This is a genomic window from Sphingomonas agri (assembly GCF_038148795.1).
In the GTDB taxonomy this organism is placed as follows: domain Bacteria; phylum Pseudomonadota; class Alphaproteobacteria; order Sphingomonadales; family Sphingomonadaceae; genus Sphingomicrobium; species Sphingomicrobium agri.
Genome location: NZ_JBAPEU010000003.1, coordinates 343,617 through 359,910 on the forward strand (window position 1 = coordinate 343,617; position 16,294 = coordinate 359,910).

At 62.6% G+C, this 16,294-nt stretch carries 19 protein-coding genes and 1 pseudogene; 12 read left to right on the top strand and 8 right to left on the bottom strand.

Annotation, left to right across the window (positions count from 1 at the left end):
- The first annotated feature begins 5 nt into the window (after positions 1-5).
- Genes V8192_RS13810 through V8192_RS13825 form a run of 4 tightly spaced genes read left to right on the top strand, consistent with a single transcriptional unit; the run spans position 6 to position 3,914 of the window.
- Positions 6-1,070, top strand: coding sequence for an HlyD family secretion protein (locus V8192_RS13810; RefSeq protein WP_341633681.1), 1,065 nt, complete (start codon positions 6-8; stop codon positions 1,068-1,070).
- A gap of 6 nt (positions 1,071-1,076) precedes the next feature.
- Entirely contained in the window at positions 1,077-2,630 is a 1,554-nt protein-coding gene (locus V8192_RS13815) for a DHA2 family efflux MFS transporter permease subunit (protein WP_341633682.1), read from the top strand.
- On the top strand, positions 2,627-2,902 hold the full coding sequence (locus V8192_RS13820; protein WP_341633683.1) for a DUF167 domain-containing protein: 276 nt from the start codon (positions 2,627-2,629) through the stop codon (positions 2,900-2,902). Before V8192_RS13815 ends, V8192_RS13820 begins: the two co-directional genes overlap by 4 nt.
- A 16-nt stretch (positions 2,903-2,918) precedes the next feature.
- Positions 2,919-3,914, top strand: coding sequence for an aldo/keto reductase (locus tag V8192_RS13825; protein WP_341633684.1), 996 nt, complete (start codon positions 2,919-2,921; stop codon positions 3,912-3,914).
- Here the strand turns inward: V8192_RS13825 and V8192_RS13830 are convergent.
- From V8192_RS13830 to rplM, 4 genes are all read right to left on the bottom strand, one after another.
- Positions 3,911-4,690, bottom strand: coding sequence for a dimethylarginine dimethylaminohydrolase family protein (locus V8192_RS13830; RefSeq protein ID WP_341633685.1), 780 nt, complete (start codon positions 4,688-4,690; stop codon positions 3,911-3,913). The two genes, V8192_RS13825 and V8192_RS13830, sit on opposite strands and share 4 nt — an antisense overlap.
- A gap of 88 nt (positions 4,691-4,778) precedes the next feature.
- Positions 4,779-6,035: a metal-dependent hydrolase family protein gene (locus V8192_RS13835; RefSeq protein ID WP_341633686.1), complete on the bottom strand. Its 1,257-nt coding sequence runs from the start codon at positions 6,033-6,035 to the stop codon at positions 4,779-4,781.
- Between the two features lie 71 nt (positions 6,036-6,106).
- Entirely contained in the window at positions 6,107-6,646 is a 540-nt protein-coding gene (gene rpsI, locus V8192_RS13840; protein ID WP_341633687.1) for a 30S ribosomal protein S9, read from the bottom strand.
- Complete coding sequence (gene rplM / locus V8192_RS13845; RefSeq protein WP_341633688.1) at positions 6,646-7,125, bottom strand: 50S ribosomal protein L13; 480 nt, start codon at positions 7,123-7,125, stop codon at positions 6,646-6,648. Before rplM ends, rpsI begins: the two co-directional genes overlap by 1 nt.
- A gap of 672 nt (positions 7,126-7,797) precedes the next feature.
- Here rplM and V8192_RS13850 point away from each other — a divergent pair.
- Both V8192_RS13850 and V8192_RS13855 read left to right on the top strand, forming a co-directional pair.
- Positions 7,798-8,523: a Crp/Fnr family transcriptional regulator gene (locus V8192_RS13850; protein ID WP_341633689.1), complete on the top strand. Its 726-nt coding sequence runs from the start codon at positions 7,798-7,800 to the stop codon at positions 8,521-8,523.
- A 177-nt stretch (positions 8,524-8,700) separates the two neighbouring features.
- On the top strand, positions 8,701-9,003 hold the full coding sequence (locus V8192_RS13855) for a hypothetical protein (RefSeq protein WP_341633690.1): 303 nt from the start codon (positions 8,701-8,703) through the stop codon (positions 9,001-9,003).
- Here V8192_RS13855 and V8192_RS13860 read toward each other — a convergent pair.
- Entirely contained in the window at positions 9,000-9,176 is a 177-nt protein-coding gene (locus tag V8192_RS13860) for a hypothetical protein (protein ID WP_341633691.1), read from the bottom strand. The two genes, V8192_RS13855 and V8192_RS13860, sit on opposite strands and share 4 nt — an antisense overlap.
- Before the next feature lie 170 nt (positions 9,177-9,346).
- On the opposite strand from V8192_RS13860, the gene V8192_RS13865 reads away from it, so the two are divergent.
- On the top strand, positions 9,347-10,063 hold the full coding sequence (locus V8192_RS13865; protein ID WP_341633692.1) for a Crp/Fnr family transcriptional regulator: 717 nt from the start codon (positions 9,347-9,349) through the stop codon (positions 10,061-10,063).
- Here the strand turns inward: V8192_RS13865 and cutA are convergent.
- Entirely contained in the window at positions 10,060-10,374 is a 315-nt protein-coding gene (gene cutA / locus V8192_RS13870) for a divalent-cation tolerance protein CutA (RefSeq protein WP_341633693.1), read from the bottom strand. The two genes, V8192_RS13865 and cutA, sit on opposite strands and share 4 nt — an antisense overlap.
- Complete coding sequence (locus V8192_RS13875) at positions 10,371-11,432, bottom strand: COX15/CtaA family protein (protein WP_341633694.1); 1,062 nt, start codon at positions 11,430-11,432, stop codon at positions 10,371-10,373. Before V8192_RS13875 ends, cutA begins: the two co-directional genes overlap by 4 nt.
- Before the next feature lie 100 nt (positions 11,433-11,532).
- Here V8192_RS13875 and V8192_RS13880 point away from each other — a divergent pair, with 100 nt between their 5' ends.
- Positions 11,533-12,147: a hypothetical protein gene (locus tag V8192_RS13880; RefSeq protein WP_341633695.1), complete on the top strand. Its 615-nt coding sequence runs from the start codon at positions 11,533-11,535 to the stop codon at positions 12,145-12,147.
- Between the two features lie 12 nt (positions 12,148-12,159).
- Here V8192_RS13880 and V8192_RS13885 read toward each other — a convergent pair whose 3' ends face one another.
- Positions 12,160-12,441, bottom strand: a complete 282-nt coding sequence (locus V8192_RS13885; RefSeq protein WP_341633696.1) for a hypothetical protein — start codon at positions 12,439-12,441, stop codon at positions 12,160-12,162.
- A 214-nt stretch (positions 12,442-12,655) separates the two neighbouring features.
- Between V8192_RS13885 and V8192_RS13890 the strand changes: the two genes are divergently transcribed.
- From V8192_RS13890 to V8192_RS13905, 4 genes and pseudogenes are all read left to right on the top strand, one after another.
- Entirely contained in the window at positions 12,656-12,988 is a 333-nt protein-coding gene (locus V8192_RS13890; RefSeq protein WP_341633697.1) for a MerC domain-containing protein, read from the top strand.
- Positions 12,989-13,035: 47 nt separating this feature from the next.
- Positions 13,036-13,503, top strand: a complete 468-nt coding sequence (locus tag V8192_RS13895; protein WP_341633698.1) for a Fur family transcriptional regulator — start codon at positions 13,036-13,038, stop codon at positions 13,501-13,503.
- A 76-nt stretch (positions 13,504-13,579) separates the two neighbouring features.
- Positions 13,580-15,502: a 1-deoxy-D-xylulose-5-phosphate synthase gene (dxs, locus tag V8192_RS13900; protein ID WP_341633699.1), complete on the top strand. Its 1,923-nt coding sequence runs from the start codon at positions 13,580-13,582 to the stop codon at positions 15,500-15,502.
- Positions 15,499-16,242, top strand: a pseudogene (locus tag V8192_RS13905) (TlyA family RNA methyltransferase); the annotation flags it as partial. The gene dxs and the pseudogene V8192_RS13905, both read left to right, overlap by 4 nt.
- Positions 16,243-16,294: the final 52 nt, after the last annotated feature.

Consider the following 16,294-nt stretch of genomic DNA (forward strand, 5'->3'; position numbering starts at 1 on the left):
ATAAAATGCAGACCCAGCCGATGGCTCCCGCAGAAACGGTCGAAGAACCGAAGCGGAAGCGTGCCCGGAAAGAGGGCGGCCGAAACTGGACGCGAACGATCCTCCTGGTCATCGTCCCGGCTCTGCTCATCGTGGGCGGGGCCTATTACTGGCTTACAAGCGGCGGTAGCGTCTCGACGGACGATGCGCAGATCCGCCAGGACATCGTCTCGGTCAGCCCCCAGGTGAACGGCCAGATCGTCGAGGTCTTCGTTCGCAACGGCGCGCGCGCAAAGCGCGGTGACATCCTCTTCAGGATCGACCCGCAGCCTTACAGGGTAGCGCTCGAACAGGCCGAGGCCGCGCTCGCCAACGCGCGTCTCCAGACCCAGGTGCTGAGGACGACGGCAGCCGGTACGTCGGGCGACATTACCGGCGCGGAAGCGAACCTTGCGATCAAGCGCAACGCGTTCGGACGGCAGCAGGCGCTCCTGAAGCAAGGCTTTACGACCCGTGCGGATTACGAAGACGCGATGAACGAGGTGCGGAGCGCCGAGACGCAGCTTGCCGATGCGCGTGCGCGCGCGGCCAATGCGAACGCCGCGGTTGCACCTGGCGGCGCGCAGCCACAGATCGCGCAGGCCCAGGCGGCAGTCGACAAGGCCAGACTCGACCTTGAGCGCACCGCTGTCAGGGCTCCGATGGACGGGGTCATCGAGAACGCCGATAAGCTGCAGGTCGGCCAAATGGCCGTGCAGGGCATCGGCATGATTTCGCTGGTACACAGTGCGACAGCCTGGGTCGAAGCGAACTTCAAGGAAAAGGACCTCGCGCGAATGGCGCCAGGCCAGCCCGCGACCATCGAGGTCGACGCCTATGGCGGCGAGAAATTCCGCGGACGCGTGCAAAGCATCGGCGCTGGAACGGGAAGCGAGTTCTCCCTCCTCCCTGCCCAGAATGCCAACGGCAACTGGGTCAAGGTCACACAGCGCGTACCGGTCCGGATTTCCTTCGACGGGACGCCTTCGCGGCCAATGATCGCGGGTCTGTCGGTGACCGCGACCGTCCAACTCGACGACAAGAAGAAATAAGACGCGATGGCCGAGACGCCGGCCCACGAAGCAACGCATCCGCTGCCATCGGGCGAACGGCTGATTGTCACCATCGGGGTGATGATGGCCGTCCTCCTCCAGGTGCTCGACACGACGATCGCAAACGTCGCGCTCCCGCACATGCAGGCCGACCTCAGCGCATCCCAGGACCAGATCAACTGGGTCCTGACGAGCTATATCGTCGCCTCCGCGATCGCCTTGCCGATCAGCGGCTGGCTTGCCGACAGGGTAGGCCGCAAGCGCCTGCTGCTGATTTCAGTCGTGTGCTTCACCGCCGCCTCTGTTCTTTGCGCTACCGCGACCTCGCTTGGCGAAATGGTGATGTTCCGTGCCTTCCAGGGCGTCAGCGGCGCTTTCATCGTGCCGCTTGCCCAGGCGACTTTGTTCGACATCAACCCCAGGGAGAAGCACGGGCAGGCGATGGCGCTGTTCGGCGGCGGGGTGATGATAGGCCCGATCCTGGGACCCGTTCTGGGCGGCTGGCTCACGGATAATTACAACTGGCGGTGGGTATTCCTGGTGAACCTGCCCGTGGGCATCCTTTGCACGCTGATCATGATGCGGTTCATGCCGAAGACGGAGACCCACCGCCGCCAGTTCGACATGTTCGGGTTCGTGCTGCTCGCGCTGGCGCTTGCGGGACTGCAGCTCTTCCTCGATCGCGGAGAACAGGCAGACTGGCTGTCGAGCTGGGAGATCCGGATCGAGCTTGGGCTGGCGATTGCTGCAACCTGGATGTTCATCGTCCACATGGTGACGGCCGAGCACCCGCTGTTCGACCGGTCGATGTTCAAGGACCGGAATTTCGCGACGGGGATGCTGTTCATGGCGGTGACGGGCGTGCTGCTGCTCGCAGGCCTCGCGCTATTGCCGCCCCTCTTGCAGAACTTGTACGGCTATTCGGTATTGCAGTCCGGCTTCCTCACTGCTCCGCGCGGCGTTGGAACCCTCATTTCCATGCTCATGGCCGGCCGCCTCACCGGCAAGATCGACGCCCGCATCCTTGTCGGCATCGGCGTCTGCTTCATGGGCGTGTCGCTCTACATGATGACCGGTTTTGCGATCGACCAGCCCTCGCAGCCCGTAATCCTGAGCGGTGTGGTCCAGGGTCTTGGCCTTGGACTGATCTTCGTGCCGCTTCAAAGCCTTGCGTTCGAGACATTGCCGGCAAAGGCAAGGACGACCGCTGCAGCATTGCTCAACCTCTCGCGAAATGTCGGGGGATCGGTCGGCATCTCGGTTGTCAGCACGCAGCTCGTCCGGATGACCCAGGTCGCCCATGCGGATCTTGCGCATAATATCACCGAGCAAACCATTCCGACCCTGGACCCGACGATGCTGCAGACGGTCTTCCCCGTCGCAGGTCCCGCCGTGCTCGCCTACATCAACATGGAGATAAACCGGCAGGCGCTCTTCATTGCCTATCTCGATGACTTCAAGCTGATGATGCTGGTGACCTTCGCGGTGCTGCCACTGCTGCTGCTGATGCGCCGCGGCAACCAGGTCGGCGGCGGTGGTCCTCCGGTCCACATGGATTGAGCAGCATCATCGCAATTCGCGTCCGTCCTCGATCGGCACGACCCGGTCTTGGCCGGTGGTCCACTGATGCTGCGGGCCGCGAGGAACTCGAGGTGCGGGTAAGCGAAGCGCCGACAGAAGGCTCGGCCAACGAAGCGGTAGTGAAGCTGCTTTCGAAGGCACTTGGGATCAGCCGTTCCGAAGTGACGATCATTTCGGGGAGAACGTCTCGCAACAAGCGGATCGCGATCCCACTTGGGCTGGAAGAAGCACGGGCGCGTCTCGGCGTCTGAAAAATGGGAGAACAAGATGTTCGAGGTCACGAAGCGTCGCCTTGGGAAGGACGGGCCCGAAGTCTCCGCCATTGGCCTTGGCTGCATGGGGATGAGCGAATTCTACGGCTCGGGTAGCGAGCAGGAATCGATTGCAACTATCCACCACGCAATCGAACGAGGCGTGAACTTCCTCGATACCGCGGACATGTACGGCGTCGGCAGGAACGAGGAACTCGTCGGGAAGGCGATCCGCGACCGGCGCGACCAAGTGTTCCTCGCGACGAAGTTCGGGAATGTGCGGGGGCCAGCGGGCGAGTTTCTCGGCGTTCGCGGCGATCCCGCCTATGTCCGGTCAGCCTGCGAAGCGAGCCTCAAGCGTCTCGGCATCGATGTCATCGACCTTTACTACCAGCACCGCGTCGACCAGTCGGTCCCGATCGAGGATACCGTGGGCGAGATGTCGCGGCTCCAGCAGGAGGGGAAGGTGCGCTTCCTCGGCCTTTCCGAAGCGGCGCCTCGAACGATCCGTGCCGCCTATGCAACATCCCCGATCACCGCCGTCCAGACCGAGCTTTCACTATGGAGCCGGGACGCCGAGGCCGAGGTCATTCCGACTATCCGGGAGCTCGGGATCGGCTATGTTGCTTATTCTCCTCTCGGTCGTGGGTTTCTCAGCGGTCGTTTCAAGTCGCCGGCCGATTTCCCGGAGGACGATTTCCGCAAGAACCATCCGCGCTTCCAGGGCGAGAATTTCGAGAAAAATATCAAGCTCGTGGGCGAAGTCGAAGCGATGGCCCGGGAAAAGGGTTGCACTGCCGCCCAGCTTGCGCTCGCCTGGGTCCTTGCCCAGGGGCAGGACATCGTGCCGATCCCGGGCACCAAGCACGTCCGTTACCTCGACGAGAATATCGGCGCGCTCGACGTCAGCCTTTCTTCCGATGAGCTTCAGCGCCTGGACGAGATCCTGCCTGCTGGCGCTGCTGCCGGCGAACGATATCACGAACGCGGGATGGAGACCGTCAACCTCTAGGCTCGATCGTCGATGAGGCTCATACAGGTAACGCCCGCTTCGGCCTTCTGAAGCTCGCTGACATCGACCTCGATGACGTCGAACCCCCGACTTCCGAGGAGGTCGGCAGTCCTTGGATTTCCCGCCGGGATGACGAGCCTGTTGCCCACTCGCACGCAATTGGCGGCCGAAGGCTCGTCCGCGTCCACTGCTACCGGTTCAACACCGGCAAACTGCGTGGGATCGATCGAGGAACCACAATAGAGAAGGACCAGGGTACCCGAGCCGTCGGCGCCCGCTAGGCTCGCTCCTGTCTTCAGATGAAGGCAGGCGCCGAGCTTGGCTCCGACCACGGAAAACCCGAGAGGCCGGGCGAGGGTTGAAAGCGCCTGGACCCCCGCATGGTCCGTTCGAGTCGAGAGGCCAACGTAAAGAGTGCGGCCGATCCTCAGGACATCGCCGCCATCGAGAAAGCCGCACTCGATGCTGTGGAGTTCGAAGTGGTGCACGAGGCCCGCGGCCGTGGATTTCGTCTCGCCCGCACGTGACGCGGCTCCCGGGCGAGTGATGACGGCATGCCCGTCAAGGATCAGTGCTGTGTCTTCGACGAATACAGCGTCCGGGTCGGAAGGCAGCTCCGGCAGACGAACAAGCTCATAGCCCGCGCTTGCAAGGGCCTGCTCGTAGGAATGATGCTGCAGCGCCGCCTTGCTTGCGTCGATCGGGCGGCGCTCGAGGTGGGTGAGCTGGCATTGGGCGATGAGCGGGCTGACCGCACGAGTGAAGGCGCGGGGCATCAATGACGAAGGAGTTGAAGCATAGAGCTCGGTTGTAGGCGCCGATGGGTCGCGGGATAAGGCTTCGTTTTTGATGGAGTTCCGGTTTTTATGGCGCGCGGACCACAGTGCCGCCCTTCATGACGAAGCGGACGTGTTCGACTGCTGATACGTCGCGCGTCGGATCACCATCCACTGCGACGAGGTCGGCAAGAAGACCCGGCCGGACCGCGCCCCGATCCGCAAGGTGAAAGATCTGCGCATTGCCCGATGTCGCAGCAATCAATACTTGGGATGCGGGCATTCCGGCCCGCTGCATCGCTTCCATTTCGAGCCAGTTCTTGCCGTGGCTGAAGACGCCGACGTCGCCCCCCATGCAGATCGGCACTCCTGCTTTCAGGGCCGCGCGGAAGGAGCGGCGGTTCTCCTGAACGCCTTCGGGCGCCGGCTCCTGGCCGTTCCAATGCTCGAAGTAGCGGGCGTAGGCCTCCGAAGCGCCGAGCGTCGGACAGAGCGCGATCTTGCGATCGTGCATCAGCTTGAACACCTCGGGGGTGCCGCCGTAGCCGTGCTCGATCGTATCGACGCCTGCGAGCGCTGCGCGGCGCATGCCCTCGGCAGTTGTCGCGTGGGCAGCCGCCAGCCTTCCGGCGTCATGGGCAACTGCGACGCCGGCGGCTATTTCTGCTTCGGTCATCGTCGGTCGGCTGGGTTCGTGGGGCCGGTAATGGTAATCCGCATACATCTTGATGACGTCCGCGCCCGCGGCGATCTGGTCCCGGGCAGCCCTCGTCATCTCGTCGGCGCCGCTGATCTCCTCGGCGCCTTGCGGAACTAGGACGCCCGGTTCGAAGCCCTTGGGGCCATATGCGCCTCTTGCAACATTTGCCCTGGTGGCGACCAGGAGCCTGGGTCCAGGAACGATGCCCTGAGTAATTGCCTGCTTGAGGCCGACGTCGGCGTAGCCGGCGCCCTCGGTGCCAAGATCGCGCTCGGTGGTGAAGCCTGCCATCAACGTCTTCTCGGCGTGGACGACCGCGCGGGCGGTTCGGAGCGCGAGGGGCTCATGGAGGACCTGATCGTCCCAGAGCGTCTCGTTATAGGGGTGCAGGAACAGGTGCGAGTGCCCCTCGATCATGCCCGGCATCAGCGTGGTCCCGGGAAGCTCGATGGTACGAGCCCCGGTGGGCGCCGTGACGCTCGGGCCCGCAGCGGCTATCCTCTCGCCCTCGACCAGGACGCTCCAGCCTTCGTGGGGACGGGGGTCAAGTCCATCAAAAACCCTGGCGGGCCGGAGGAGGAGGGTTTCGGCAAGCGCCGGCGTAGCGAACAGGAGAGCAGCGAAGAGAAGGATGAGGCGGCGCATCGAGGCAGCCTAGAATCGAAAAAGGCGGCCCGGAAGCCCGGACCGCCCTTTTGAATGACAGTTTGAACTGATCAGCGCTTCGAGAACTGGAAGCTCCGGCGCGCCTTGGCACGGCCGTACTTCTTGCGTTCGACGACGCGCGGATCGCGGGTCAGGAATCCTGCCTGCTTGATGAGGGTGCGGAGTGCCGGCTCGTAGCGCGTCAGCGCCTGCGCGATGCCATGCTTGACGGCACCGGCCTGGCCTGAGAGCCCGCCGCCGACGACCGTCGCTTCGATGTCGTACTGGCCGCCGCGCTCTGCAACGTCGAACGGCTGGTTGATCACCAGGCGCAGCGTTGCGCGTGCGAAGTAGGTCTCCTGCTCGCGTCCGTTGATCACGATCTTGCCCGAACCTGGCTTCAGCCAGACGCGCGCGACGGCGTCCTTTCGCCGCCCGGTTGCATAGGCACGGCCATATTTGTCGAGCTGCTGCTCGCGAAGCGGAGCGGCCTGCACCGGCGGAGCTGCCGGTGCCTCCGCGGCCGGTGCCTCAGGAGCGGCCGGCGCCGGAGCCGGCGGGGCAGGGGTGGCGCCGAGCTGGTCGGCGATGGATTCACGAGTGTCGGACATTAGGCGCCCACCTTGTTCTTGCGGTTCATCGACGCGACGTCGAGGACTTGGGGGTTCTGGCCGCCGTGCGGATGCTCGGTGCCTGAATAGATGTGCAGTGCACGCATCTGGTCGCGGCCAAGAGGACCGCGCGGGATCATGCGTTCCACGGCCTTCTCGAGAACGCGCTCCGGAAAGCGTCCCTCGAGGACCTTGCCGGCGGTGATTTCCTTGATGCCGCCGGCATAGCCGGTGTGCTTGTAATAGATTTTCTGATCGAGCTTGCGACCGGTGAACCGGACCTTGTCGGCATTGATGATGACGACATGGTCGCCGCAATCCACATGCGGGGTGAAGCTAGGCTTGTGCTTGCCGCGCAGGATATTGGCGACAATCGTCGAGACGCGTCCGACGACCAGGCCGTCGGCGTCGATCAGATGCCATTTCTTCTCGACCTCGGCCGGCTTGGCCGACTTGGTCGTCTTCATCAGCGCCTTCATGGCCTGAACCTCTTTCTAACGAGAAAAGCGGCACCTGGGGCGCCGCCGTCAAGGGCGCTTCTTGCGATGCACAGGCGAAAAGTCAAGCAAATCCAGCGCTTTTTCGAAGGGTAAAATGATACCACTTACCTAACGGAACGGCCTCGCAACGAAAGGAACAGGCCGCTCATTCCCATCGTTTCAGCACCAACACGAAACGGGAGGAACGAACATGTATATCGGTCTTGGTGGCCTGTTGATCCTGATCCTGATCCTTTGGCTGCTCGGCGTCATCTGAGCGGCTCTTAGACGGGTCTCGTCCACCTTAATAATCCACCCAAGCTCAAGGAGTGCCGCGGATCGAATTGCTCGATCCGCGGCACGCTTATCGGCCGCTCCCGGCAAGGTGGAGCACTGAGGTCGATGAAAGCGCGCGCAAAGAGAGCGTGAACGATGCCTCCTGCGCCCTTGCAAGCCGGGCAGGGATCCATACGGCCTTGACCCGCTCCTTTAAGTGTTTGCCGCAGGCCACTTGCTCTATAACGTTTGTCCTCGGCCATCGGCATATGCCCGGCTGAGACCAAGTTGAGGGCGCGGCAGCTGCGCGTTCATGGTGTGACATAAGTGAGGGTGCAAGCTTTGACGCCTCTTGCCGAGCCTTCCCGATTATTCTCCTTTGGGTCGGGTTCAGCGGTGGTCTCGAAGCTGGAAGCATTTACGAGGCTTTCAGCGGACGATCGCGCAGCGCTTCAGTCCGTCGCCCGCAATTTTCATTTCGTGGACGCGAGACGCGATCTTGTGAGCGAGGGCGACGAGCCTCGCTATGTCCATCTTGTCCTCGACGGCTGGGCCTGCCGCTACAAGCAGCTGCCAGATGGGAAGCGGCAGATTGTTGCTCTGTTCGTCCCGGGCGATTTTTGTGACGTCAACGTCTATATTCTGAGGCAGATGGATCACAGCATCGGTGCCATCACCAGGCTGAAGGTCGCAACGATCACACCGGAGGAGATGAACGCTCTCACTGCGGAGAGGCCGCGCATTACGCAGGCGCTGTGGTGGCACGAGCTTGTAGCTGCGGCGGTGCAGCGCGAATGGACCCTCAATCTTGGCCAGCGCAGCGCCTATGAGCGTCTCGCCCACATGTTGCTGGAGCTTTACCTGCGACTGGAGGCGGTCGGCCGCGCCCGGGATGGCCGGTGCGACTTTCCGCTCACTCAGAATGATCTTGCCGATGCAACCGGCCTCACCGCCGTCCATGTCAACCGCATGCTGCAGAAATTGCGGCGCGACGGCCTCATCGAGCTCGAGCGCAAGCAGCTCCAGATCCTCGATATTCCCAGGATGATGGACGCGTCGAAGTTCAAACCCAATTACCTGCATCTCGACCACGAGGGACGGTACCTCGACGCCAACGCCTGAACTAGGTTCATGAATGCCAGCATGCGACTGATCGTCCAAAGACGGCCAGCTATCGCGAAAATGGAAAATTCCGGTTCGAATTCGCGTTGCCTGTAGCGGACCCGAGTCCTAGTGCCGTTTCACTGGTGCGCAGGCTCGTTCGCCGCCAGACCCAAAGCCGCCGGAGACCACTAAATAGTGCCGAGACGCGTCAAGGATTTTATCGACATCAGCGAATATACCTCGCTCGATGACCTGATCCGGTATCTTGAGACGATCCGCGACAATCTTCCCTCAGATCACCAGGCAGAGCTCAAGATCCGAGGCGACGAGATTTTCGGCCGGCGGCTGACAATCACCTATTTTCGGGAACAGACGCCCGAGGAAGTCGAACTCGAGTCGAAATATCTGGAAGACGACGAGGGCGGGGCTTCGATCGAGGATCTTCGACGAAAGCTCGACCAGGTCCCTTTCAAGCTCGGGAAGGCCAACGGCGCCTAGGCGGTTCGGGGCGGCGCGGTGACGAGACGCCGGCGGTCCCACAGTTCGTAGCGCGTCCCATCGGCAAGGTTGCGCGCCTCGCGAAGCGCCTGCTCGTCGTCTTCAGCGTCGATCCAATCCGCACCGATGATCTTTCCGGCTCCATCGAGCCGGTAGAACCGATAGCTTGGCAAAGGCGCACCCCCAGTGGGGCGTGCGTAGCATGAGCGCTTATCGCCTAGATTCACCTGCGTTACAGGCTCGAACCCTTTGTTGCTGAAATCTCGCGCTTTTTTGCAATGTACTTTGGCATGTAATCTAGGTTAACCGCAAAATCCGGTGGCCCGTTGCACAAGACAGCCCAATGATCACGGTGCACTTGAAGAAGCTGAGACGGCGTATCGATCTCAGCACCGAGGAAGAGAAGGCCATTCGGGGAGTGGTCGCGGAAACCCGGAGAGTCGGCGCGGACCAGATCCTTATCCGGAGCGGTGAGGAGCTCAGTTCGAGCGTTCTGCTGCTCGACGGCTGGCTTGCACGAAGCAAGGATCTTGCAGGCGGGGAGCGACAGGTCACCGAGCTCCACGTTTCGGGCGATTTTGCGGATCTCCACAGTTTCACGCTCAAGCGCCTCGACCATGACGTGCTGACGCTCAGCGACTGCATCATCGGCATTGTTCCCCACGAGCGCCTTCAGATGATAACGGAGCAATATCCGCGAGTTGCCCGCGCCTACTGGTTCTCGACGAACGTTGACGCAGCGATCACACGCGAGCTCGCCCTGTCACTCGGGCAGCGCTCGGCCATTTCAAGGATGGCGCACCTTTTCTGCGAGCTTCATGTCCGCCTCGATGCGGTCGGTCGTGCGCGACCGGACGGCTACGAGTTTCCGCTGACGCAGCGTGAACTTTCCGAATGCCTCGGACTGACCGTGGTCCACGCGAATCGCACGATCCAGGAGCTGAGGCGCCGTGGACTGATCGAGCTCGAGAGCCGACAGCTGACGATCCTCAATCACCGGGGGCTTGAAGGCGTTGCCGAGTTCGACCCGTCCTATCTGTATCTGGACCGGATGGCCTAGCCGACGTTTTGCTCGACCCAGTCGGCATAGGATCCCAGGATCTTGTCGATCGGCCAGGTCGCAACGCAGGGCACGTCATAGCTATGAAGCGCCGTGATTCGGGTAATAAGGGCGTCGGCGCTCTTTTCTGAAGTCTTGAAAATGGCGGCGACCTCTTTTGCCTCCTCGATTTCGCCCTTCCAGCGATAGATTGAATGAACCTCTCCAAGGATGTTGGCGCAGGCGGCAAGGCGTTGCTCGACCATCGACCGGCCGATCCGCTCCGCCTCAGCGCGATCAGCGAAGATCGCGTAGACAGAGATGACGCTCATGCTTCCTTTCTTCCGAGTTCGTGAGCGCCCCAGACTGTCGCGGCGACGAGCAGGGCCCCTGTTGCCTGGTGGAGCACGGCGAGCCAGATTGCGATGCCTGAGAGGACCGTTGCTATACCGAGGATGACCTGCGTCCCGAACGCTGAGTGAATGGCGATGGATGCTCGCCGCGCGCCCTCGATCCTTCGAACCTTCCGTGCGAAGACGACGAGGACTGCCACGACGACCCATGCCCACCAGCGGTGCACAAAATGGAGGAGGAAGGGGTCGTGGGTCAGTGCAAAGCCGGGCCCGCGCGACCAGTCGATCCCTTCCGGAACGAAGCTTCCGTTCATGTCGGGCCAGCTGTTCGATACATAGCCGGCCCGGAAGCCTGCGACCCAGGCACCGAGCATCAGCTGAATGAAGAGGGTCGTGAGGGCGATTGCTCCCCAGATCGTCAGCCGCGAAGTCCGTGACCGGGGATCGCGTGCAAGGCGTCTCAAGTCGAGGGCAGTCCAGATGAGGGCTGCAAAAAGGAACAGCGCGAAGAGAAGATGGGCGGAAAGCCGGTAGGGACTTACCTCGGTCCTGCCCTCCAGGCCCGACATCACCATGAACCAGCCGACGGCGCCCTGCAGCCCTCCCAAAATGAACAGCGCGATCAAGCGCCAGCCGAAGCCTTTTGGAATCGCGCCTTTCAGGCCGAACCAGACAACACCCGCGAAGAAGACGAGGCCGATCACTCTGCCGAGCAGCCGGTGCACCCATTCCCAGAAGAAAATGAACTTGAAGCCGGAGAGCGTCATGCCAGCCGGTCCCGCAACTTCGCGATACTGCGGCGTCTGCTTGTAAAGGTCGAAGGCATGTTGCCAATCGGTGTTGCTGAGCGGCGGGATTGCACCGCTGATCGGCTTCCACTGCGTGATCGAAAGGCCGCTTTCGGTGAGGCGGGTGATCCCGCCGACGACGACCATTGCGAAGACGAGTGCAGCGACGGCGAAAAGAAGGTTCGACAGCGGGAGCGATTGCGCTCGCTTTTGATCCGGCGTTGCAGCCGCGGAGATGATGGTATTCATTGTGCGAACGGCTATCCGCAGAGGCAAAGCGGATGGCAAGGGACTTCCGCTTTGAGCTTCTTCGAGGCATTATTGTAGGTCAGAAACGAGGGGACGGCTCATGGAGAAGCATTGTCTCGCGTCCTTGATCGGAATGTTGGCGTCCGCGGCCCAGTCGCAGCCGCCCGCGGCGGTCCCGATCCAGCCCGCCGTCGATACTGCAGAACAGCGCCAGGCGTTCCGCAAATTCACGGTATGCCTTGCGCAGGCTCGTCCCAGCTGGGCGCGTTCGACGCTCGCCTATCCCTACCTTAGCAATGAACAGGCGAAGGCTGCGGCCGAAGCCCTCGTGGGCCGCGACAATTGTCTCGGCACGCATGAGAGGGAGATGACCTTCAGAACGTCAACTCTCGTCGGTGCGCTGGCCGAACATTTCGTGCGCGCTGAGATACCGAAAACGGACACCAAGCGGCTGGCCGCGGCCCTTGCCTCTACGGCTCCGCTCAATGTCTCGGAGGACTTCGGGCTGTGCGTCGCGTCGCACAATGTCGGCGCTGCGACAGACCTTGCTCTCAGCGACCCCGGCAGCCCGCAGGAAGACAAGGCCGTTTCAGAGGTCGGTATCTACGTCGCGTCCTGCGCCAATCCCGGCGAGAGACTGACGGTTGACCTGCAATCGCTGCGGGCACTCGTGGCCAACGCCTTGTATCGCGCCGTTACGGCCGCGGAGCGCTAGGACTCCGGCGCCTTACTGCGGATGCCCGGCTCCGGGCATGTCCGGGGAGCGCAGCGAGCGCGCGTTCTCATCGATGCGGGTTTGCGCGAACTCCTCGTCGCGCTGCCATTCTTCGGCGCTCTTGCACACGCGGCGGGTGAAGCGCGAACCCGTCGGGGTCTGCTCCTTGCAGATCCGGCGGCTCTGGTCGTCCTTCGGCTTGCTCGCGGGATCGCCCGCAAGGGCGGGGCTTGCAGCGACGATCGCGGCGGCCGTGCAGAGGCTGAAAGTCCTGATGAAGCGGGCGGTGGCCATGCCTTGCATCTCCTTTTATTGAGTCCGGTCCGGGAGCGTGCGCGCTGGGTCTCAGCTTACAGCAAATCGGCCGGAGGCGGGAGTCTCACAGCGCGGTAGCAGCAGCCGTAAGGCTTATACGAATGTTATATTGTATCCCTAGGCTCGGCAGCCTATATGCGCGCGGGTCATGGCGCCACGACCACCTTCGACGAGTCATCTTGACCGCATCGCGATGGCGATCTCGGGCCTTTGTCTCGTCCACTGCGCTGCGACTGCCGTTCTTATCGGCTTGCTTGCCTCGGCCGGCGGATTTCTTGGAAAGCCGATCATTCACGAGGTTGGGCTCGTCGTGGCGATGCTTCTCGGGACCGTCGCTCTCGGTCGCGGTGTACGGGAGCACGGCTTCATCCTCCCGGCAGCCGTCGGCCTCACTGGACTTAGCGTAATGGCCTACGCGCTTACGCTCCCCGAGGGCGGGCCCGAGCCGATCTACACGGTCGCTGGCGTCACGCTGCTTGCCCTTGGTCACCGCCTGAATGCGCTCGCGGCCCGGCTCGGCTTCTGATTTCTTGTCGCGCGGCCCCGCCGAGCGTATCTCCTGATCCACAAACTATGGCCGAGCACGAACATCAGATCCACGAGGGACAATCCCTAACGGCCGCTGCGCGCGATCGGCTGACCAACCAGGGCGAGCAATGGACTGATATGCGCGCCGCGGTGTTCGAGGCACTCGCGGGCTTCGATCGGCCTGCGAGCGCCTACGACATCGCCGAACAGGTCTCGAAGTCGCAAGGCCGTCGAGTGGCTGCGAACAGCGTCTACCGGATCCTCGATCTCTTCGTCGGATCCAATCTTGCTCGCCGCGTCGAAAGCGCGAATGCCTATGTGGCCAACCAGCACCCGGCCTGCCTTCATGACTGCATTTTCCTGATCTGCGACACGTGCGGACAAGCGGTGCATATCGACGACGACAAGCTGACGAGTGGTGTACGGGCCGCCGCGAAGGGTGCGGGCTTTTCGGCACCAAGGCCCGTCATCGAGGTGCGCGGTACCTGCGGAGACTGCGAGCGGGACCGCTGAGCAATTCCTGAGCAATCCCTGAAATCGTTCCGTCATTGGTGACTTCACAAACTGGTCCGCGTAAGGCTCGCACGCGATGAGTGACCGTCCTGTAACTCCGCTGCTCGACGTGGTGCAGCTTCCCTCGGACCTTCGTGCACTGAGCAAGGATCAGCTGCCGCAGCTTGCCGAGGAGCTCCGCCACGAGACCATCTCCGCGGTTTCCGTGACCGGGGGACACCTTGGCGCGGGCCTTGGCGTGGTCGAACTGACAGTTGCACTGCATTACGTCTTCGACACTCCCCACGACAAATTGATCTGGGACGTTGGGCACCAGGCCTATCCACACAAGATCATCACCGGCCGCCGCGACCGCATCCGGACCCTTCGGCAGGGCGGCGGACTGAGCGGCTTCACCAAGCGCAGCGAGAGCGAATTCGATCCGTTCGGCGCAGCGCACAGCTCGACGTCGATCTCGGCTGCCCTCGGCTTTGCGATCGCCAACAAGCTTTCGGGCGATCCCGGCAAGGCGATAGCCGTAATCGGCGACGGCGCGCTGAGCGCGGGCATGGCCTATGAGGCGATGAACAATGCGGCGTCAGCGGGGAACAGGCTGATCGTCATTCTCAACGACAATGACATGTCGATCGCGCCGCCGGTCGGAAGCCTGCGCAACAGCCTCGCCCGGCTCGTTTCGTCGAGCAAGTATCTTGGGCCCCGCAAGGTTGCCCAGAAGATTGCGCGGATGATGCCGGACGCGATCCACGACTGGGCCCGCAAGGCCGAGGAATATACGCGCGGCTGGATGACTGGCGGCACGCTCTTTGAGGAGCTGGGCTTCTATTATGTCGGACCGGTTGACGGTCACGATGTTCGTGCGCTCGTCGAAGTCTTCGAGAACGTCCGTGAAGCCGAGGTGGGACCGATGCTGGTCCATGTCGTCACCAAGAAGGGCAAGGGCTACGCGCCGGCAGAGAATGCTGCCGACAAATATCACGGCGTCGTCAAGTTTGACGTTATTTCGGGCGTTCAGGCAAAGCCGGCTGCGGGTGCTCCGAGCTACACGAGTATCTACGCAAGAGCGCTCGGCGCGGAGATGGAACGCGACGAGAAGGTCGTCGCGATCACTGCCGCCATGCCCTCGGGAACCGGGCTCGACAAGGTCGCCGAGCAGTTTCCGGAGCGCGTGTTCGACGTCGGCATCGCCGAACAGCACGCCGTGACCTTTGCAGCCGGGCTGGCAGCGCAGGGGTACCGACCATTTGCGACAATTTATTCGACCTTCCTTCAGCGCGCCTATGACCAGGTCGTGCACGATGTCGCGATCCAGAACCTACCGGTGAGGTTCGCGATGGACAGGGCAGGCCTGGTCGGCGCGGACGGAGCAACGCACGCCGGCTCGTTCGATCTTGCATATCTGTGCACCCTTCCGAACTTCGTCGTGATGGCGCCTGCCGACGAGGCCGAGCTTTGCCACATGGTGCACACTATGGCACTGCACGACAGCGGCCCGAGCGCGGTCAGATATCCGCGCGGCGAGGGCAGGGGCGTCAGGCTCCCCGATGAACCCCGCGCCCTCGAGATCGGTAAGGGACGGCTGGTCCGGGCCGGCAAGACCGTCGCGATACTGTCGCTCGGTACACGGCTCGAGGAAGCTGAGAAGGCGGCGGACGAACTGGAAGCGAAGGGTCTTTCGACAAGCGTGGCCGATCTTCGCTTTGCAAAGCCGCTCGACAGCGAACTCATTCGCCAGCTGCTGAGTACGCACGAGCTTGCGGTCACCATCGAAGAGGCCGCAGTCGGAGGCCTTGGCGCCCACGTCCTTACGCTTGCCAGCGACGAGGGGCTGCTGGATTCAGGCCTCAAGATCCGGACGATGCGCCTGCCTGATGCCTTCCAGGATCAGGATAGCCCAAAGAAGCAATATGACGAAGCGCGTCTCAATGCGCCCCATATCGTCGAAACGGTCCTGAAGGCCCTCCGCCGCAACAGCGTCGGTGTCGAAGAGGTGCGGGCGTAGCCAAGGTCCGCGCAGACCAGCTCCTCGTAAGCCGCGGCCTTGCCGAGAGCCGGACCAGGGCGCAGGCGCTCATCATGGCGGGTGCTGTCTTCAGCGGCGAGAAGAAACTCTCCAAGGCCGGCGATCTGCTTGCCCAGGACGCCCCTCTTGAGGTTCGCGGCAAGGATCATCCCTGGGTGTCGCGCGGAGGCATCAAGCTGGAACACGGGCTGGGTTATTTTGGCTTCGACGTGGCGGGTGCAGTTGGGCTGGATGTCGGGAGCTCGACGGGAGGATTTACCGACGTGCTGCTGAGCCGGGGAGCCTTGAAGGTCTATGCGGTGGACGTCGGCACCAACCAGCTGGCTTGGAAGTTACGGACCGATCCCCGCGTCGTCGTTCACGAGCAGACGAACGCCCGCAGCCTCGATGAGACCCTGATTCCGGAGCCAGTGGATATCGTCGTTTGCGACGCGAGCTTCATCAGCATTGCCAAGGTGCTCGGGGCGCCCCTGAGGCTTGCGAAGAAGGGTGCGAAACTGGTCGCGCTCGTCAAACCGCAGTTCGAAGCTGGTCGTGCCGAGGTCGGGAAGGGCGGGGTTGTCCGTGATAGCGCCGTCCACGACCGCGTTTGTGCCGAAGTGAAGCAATGGGTTGAGACGCAGGGCTGGACGGTCCTTGGAATAACCCCCAGTCCGATCACGGGCCCCGAGGGCAACGTGGAGTTCCTGCTCGCCGCCCAGAAATCTGGGGATAGTTGAGCCAGATGGGGATAGGTTTCGGCGCCAGGGTGGAAGAACCGGCCGCAACTTC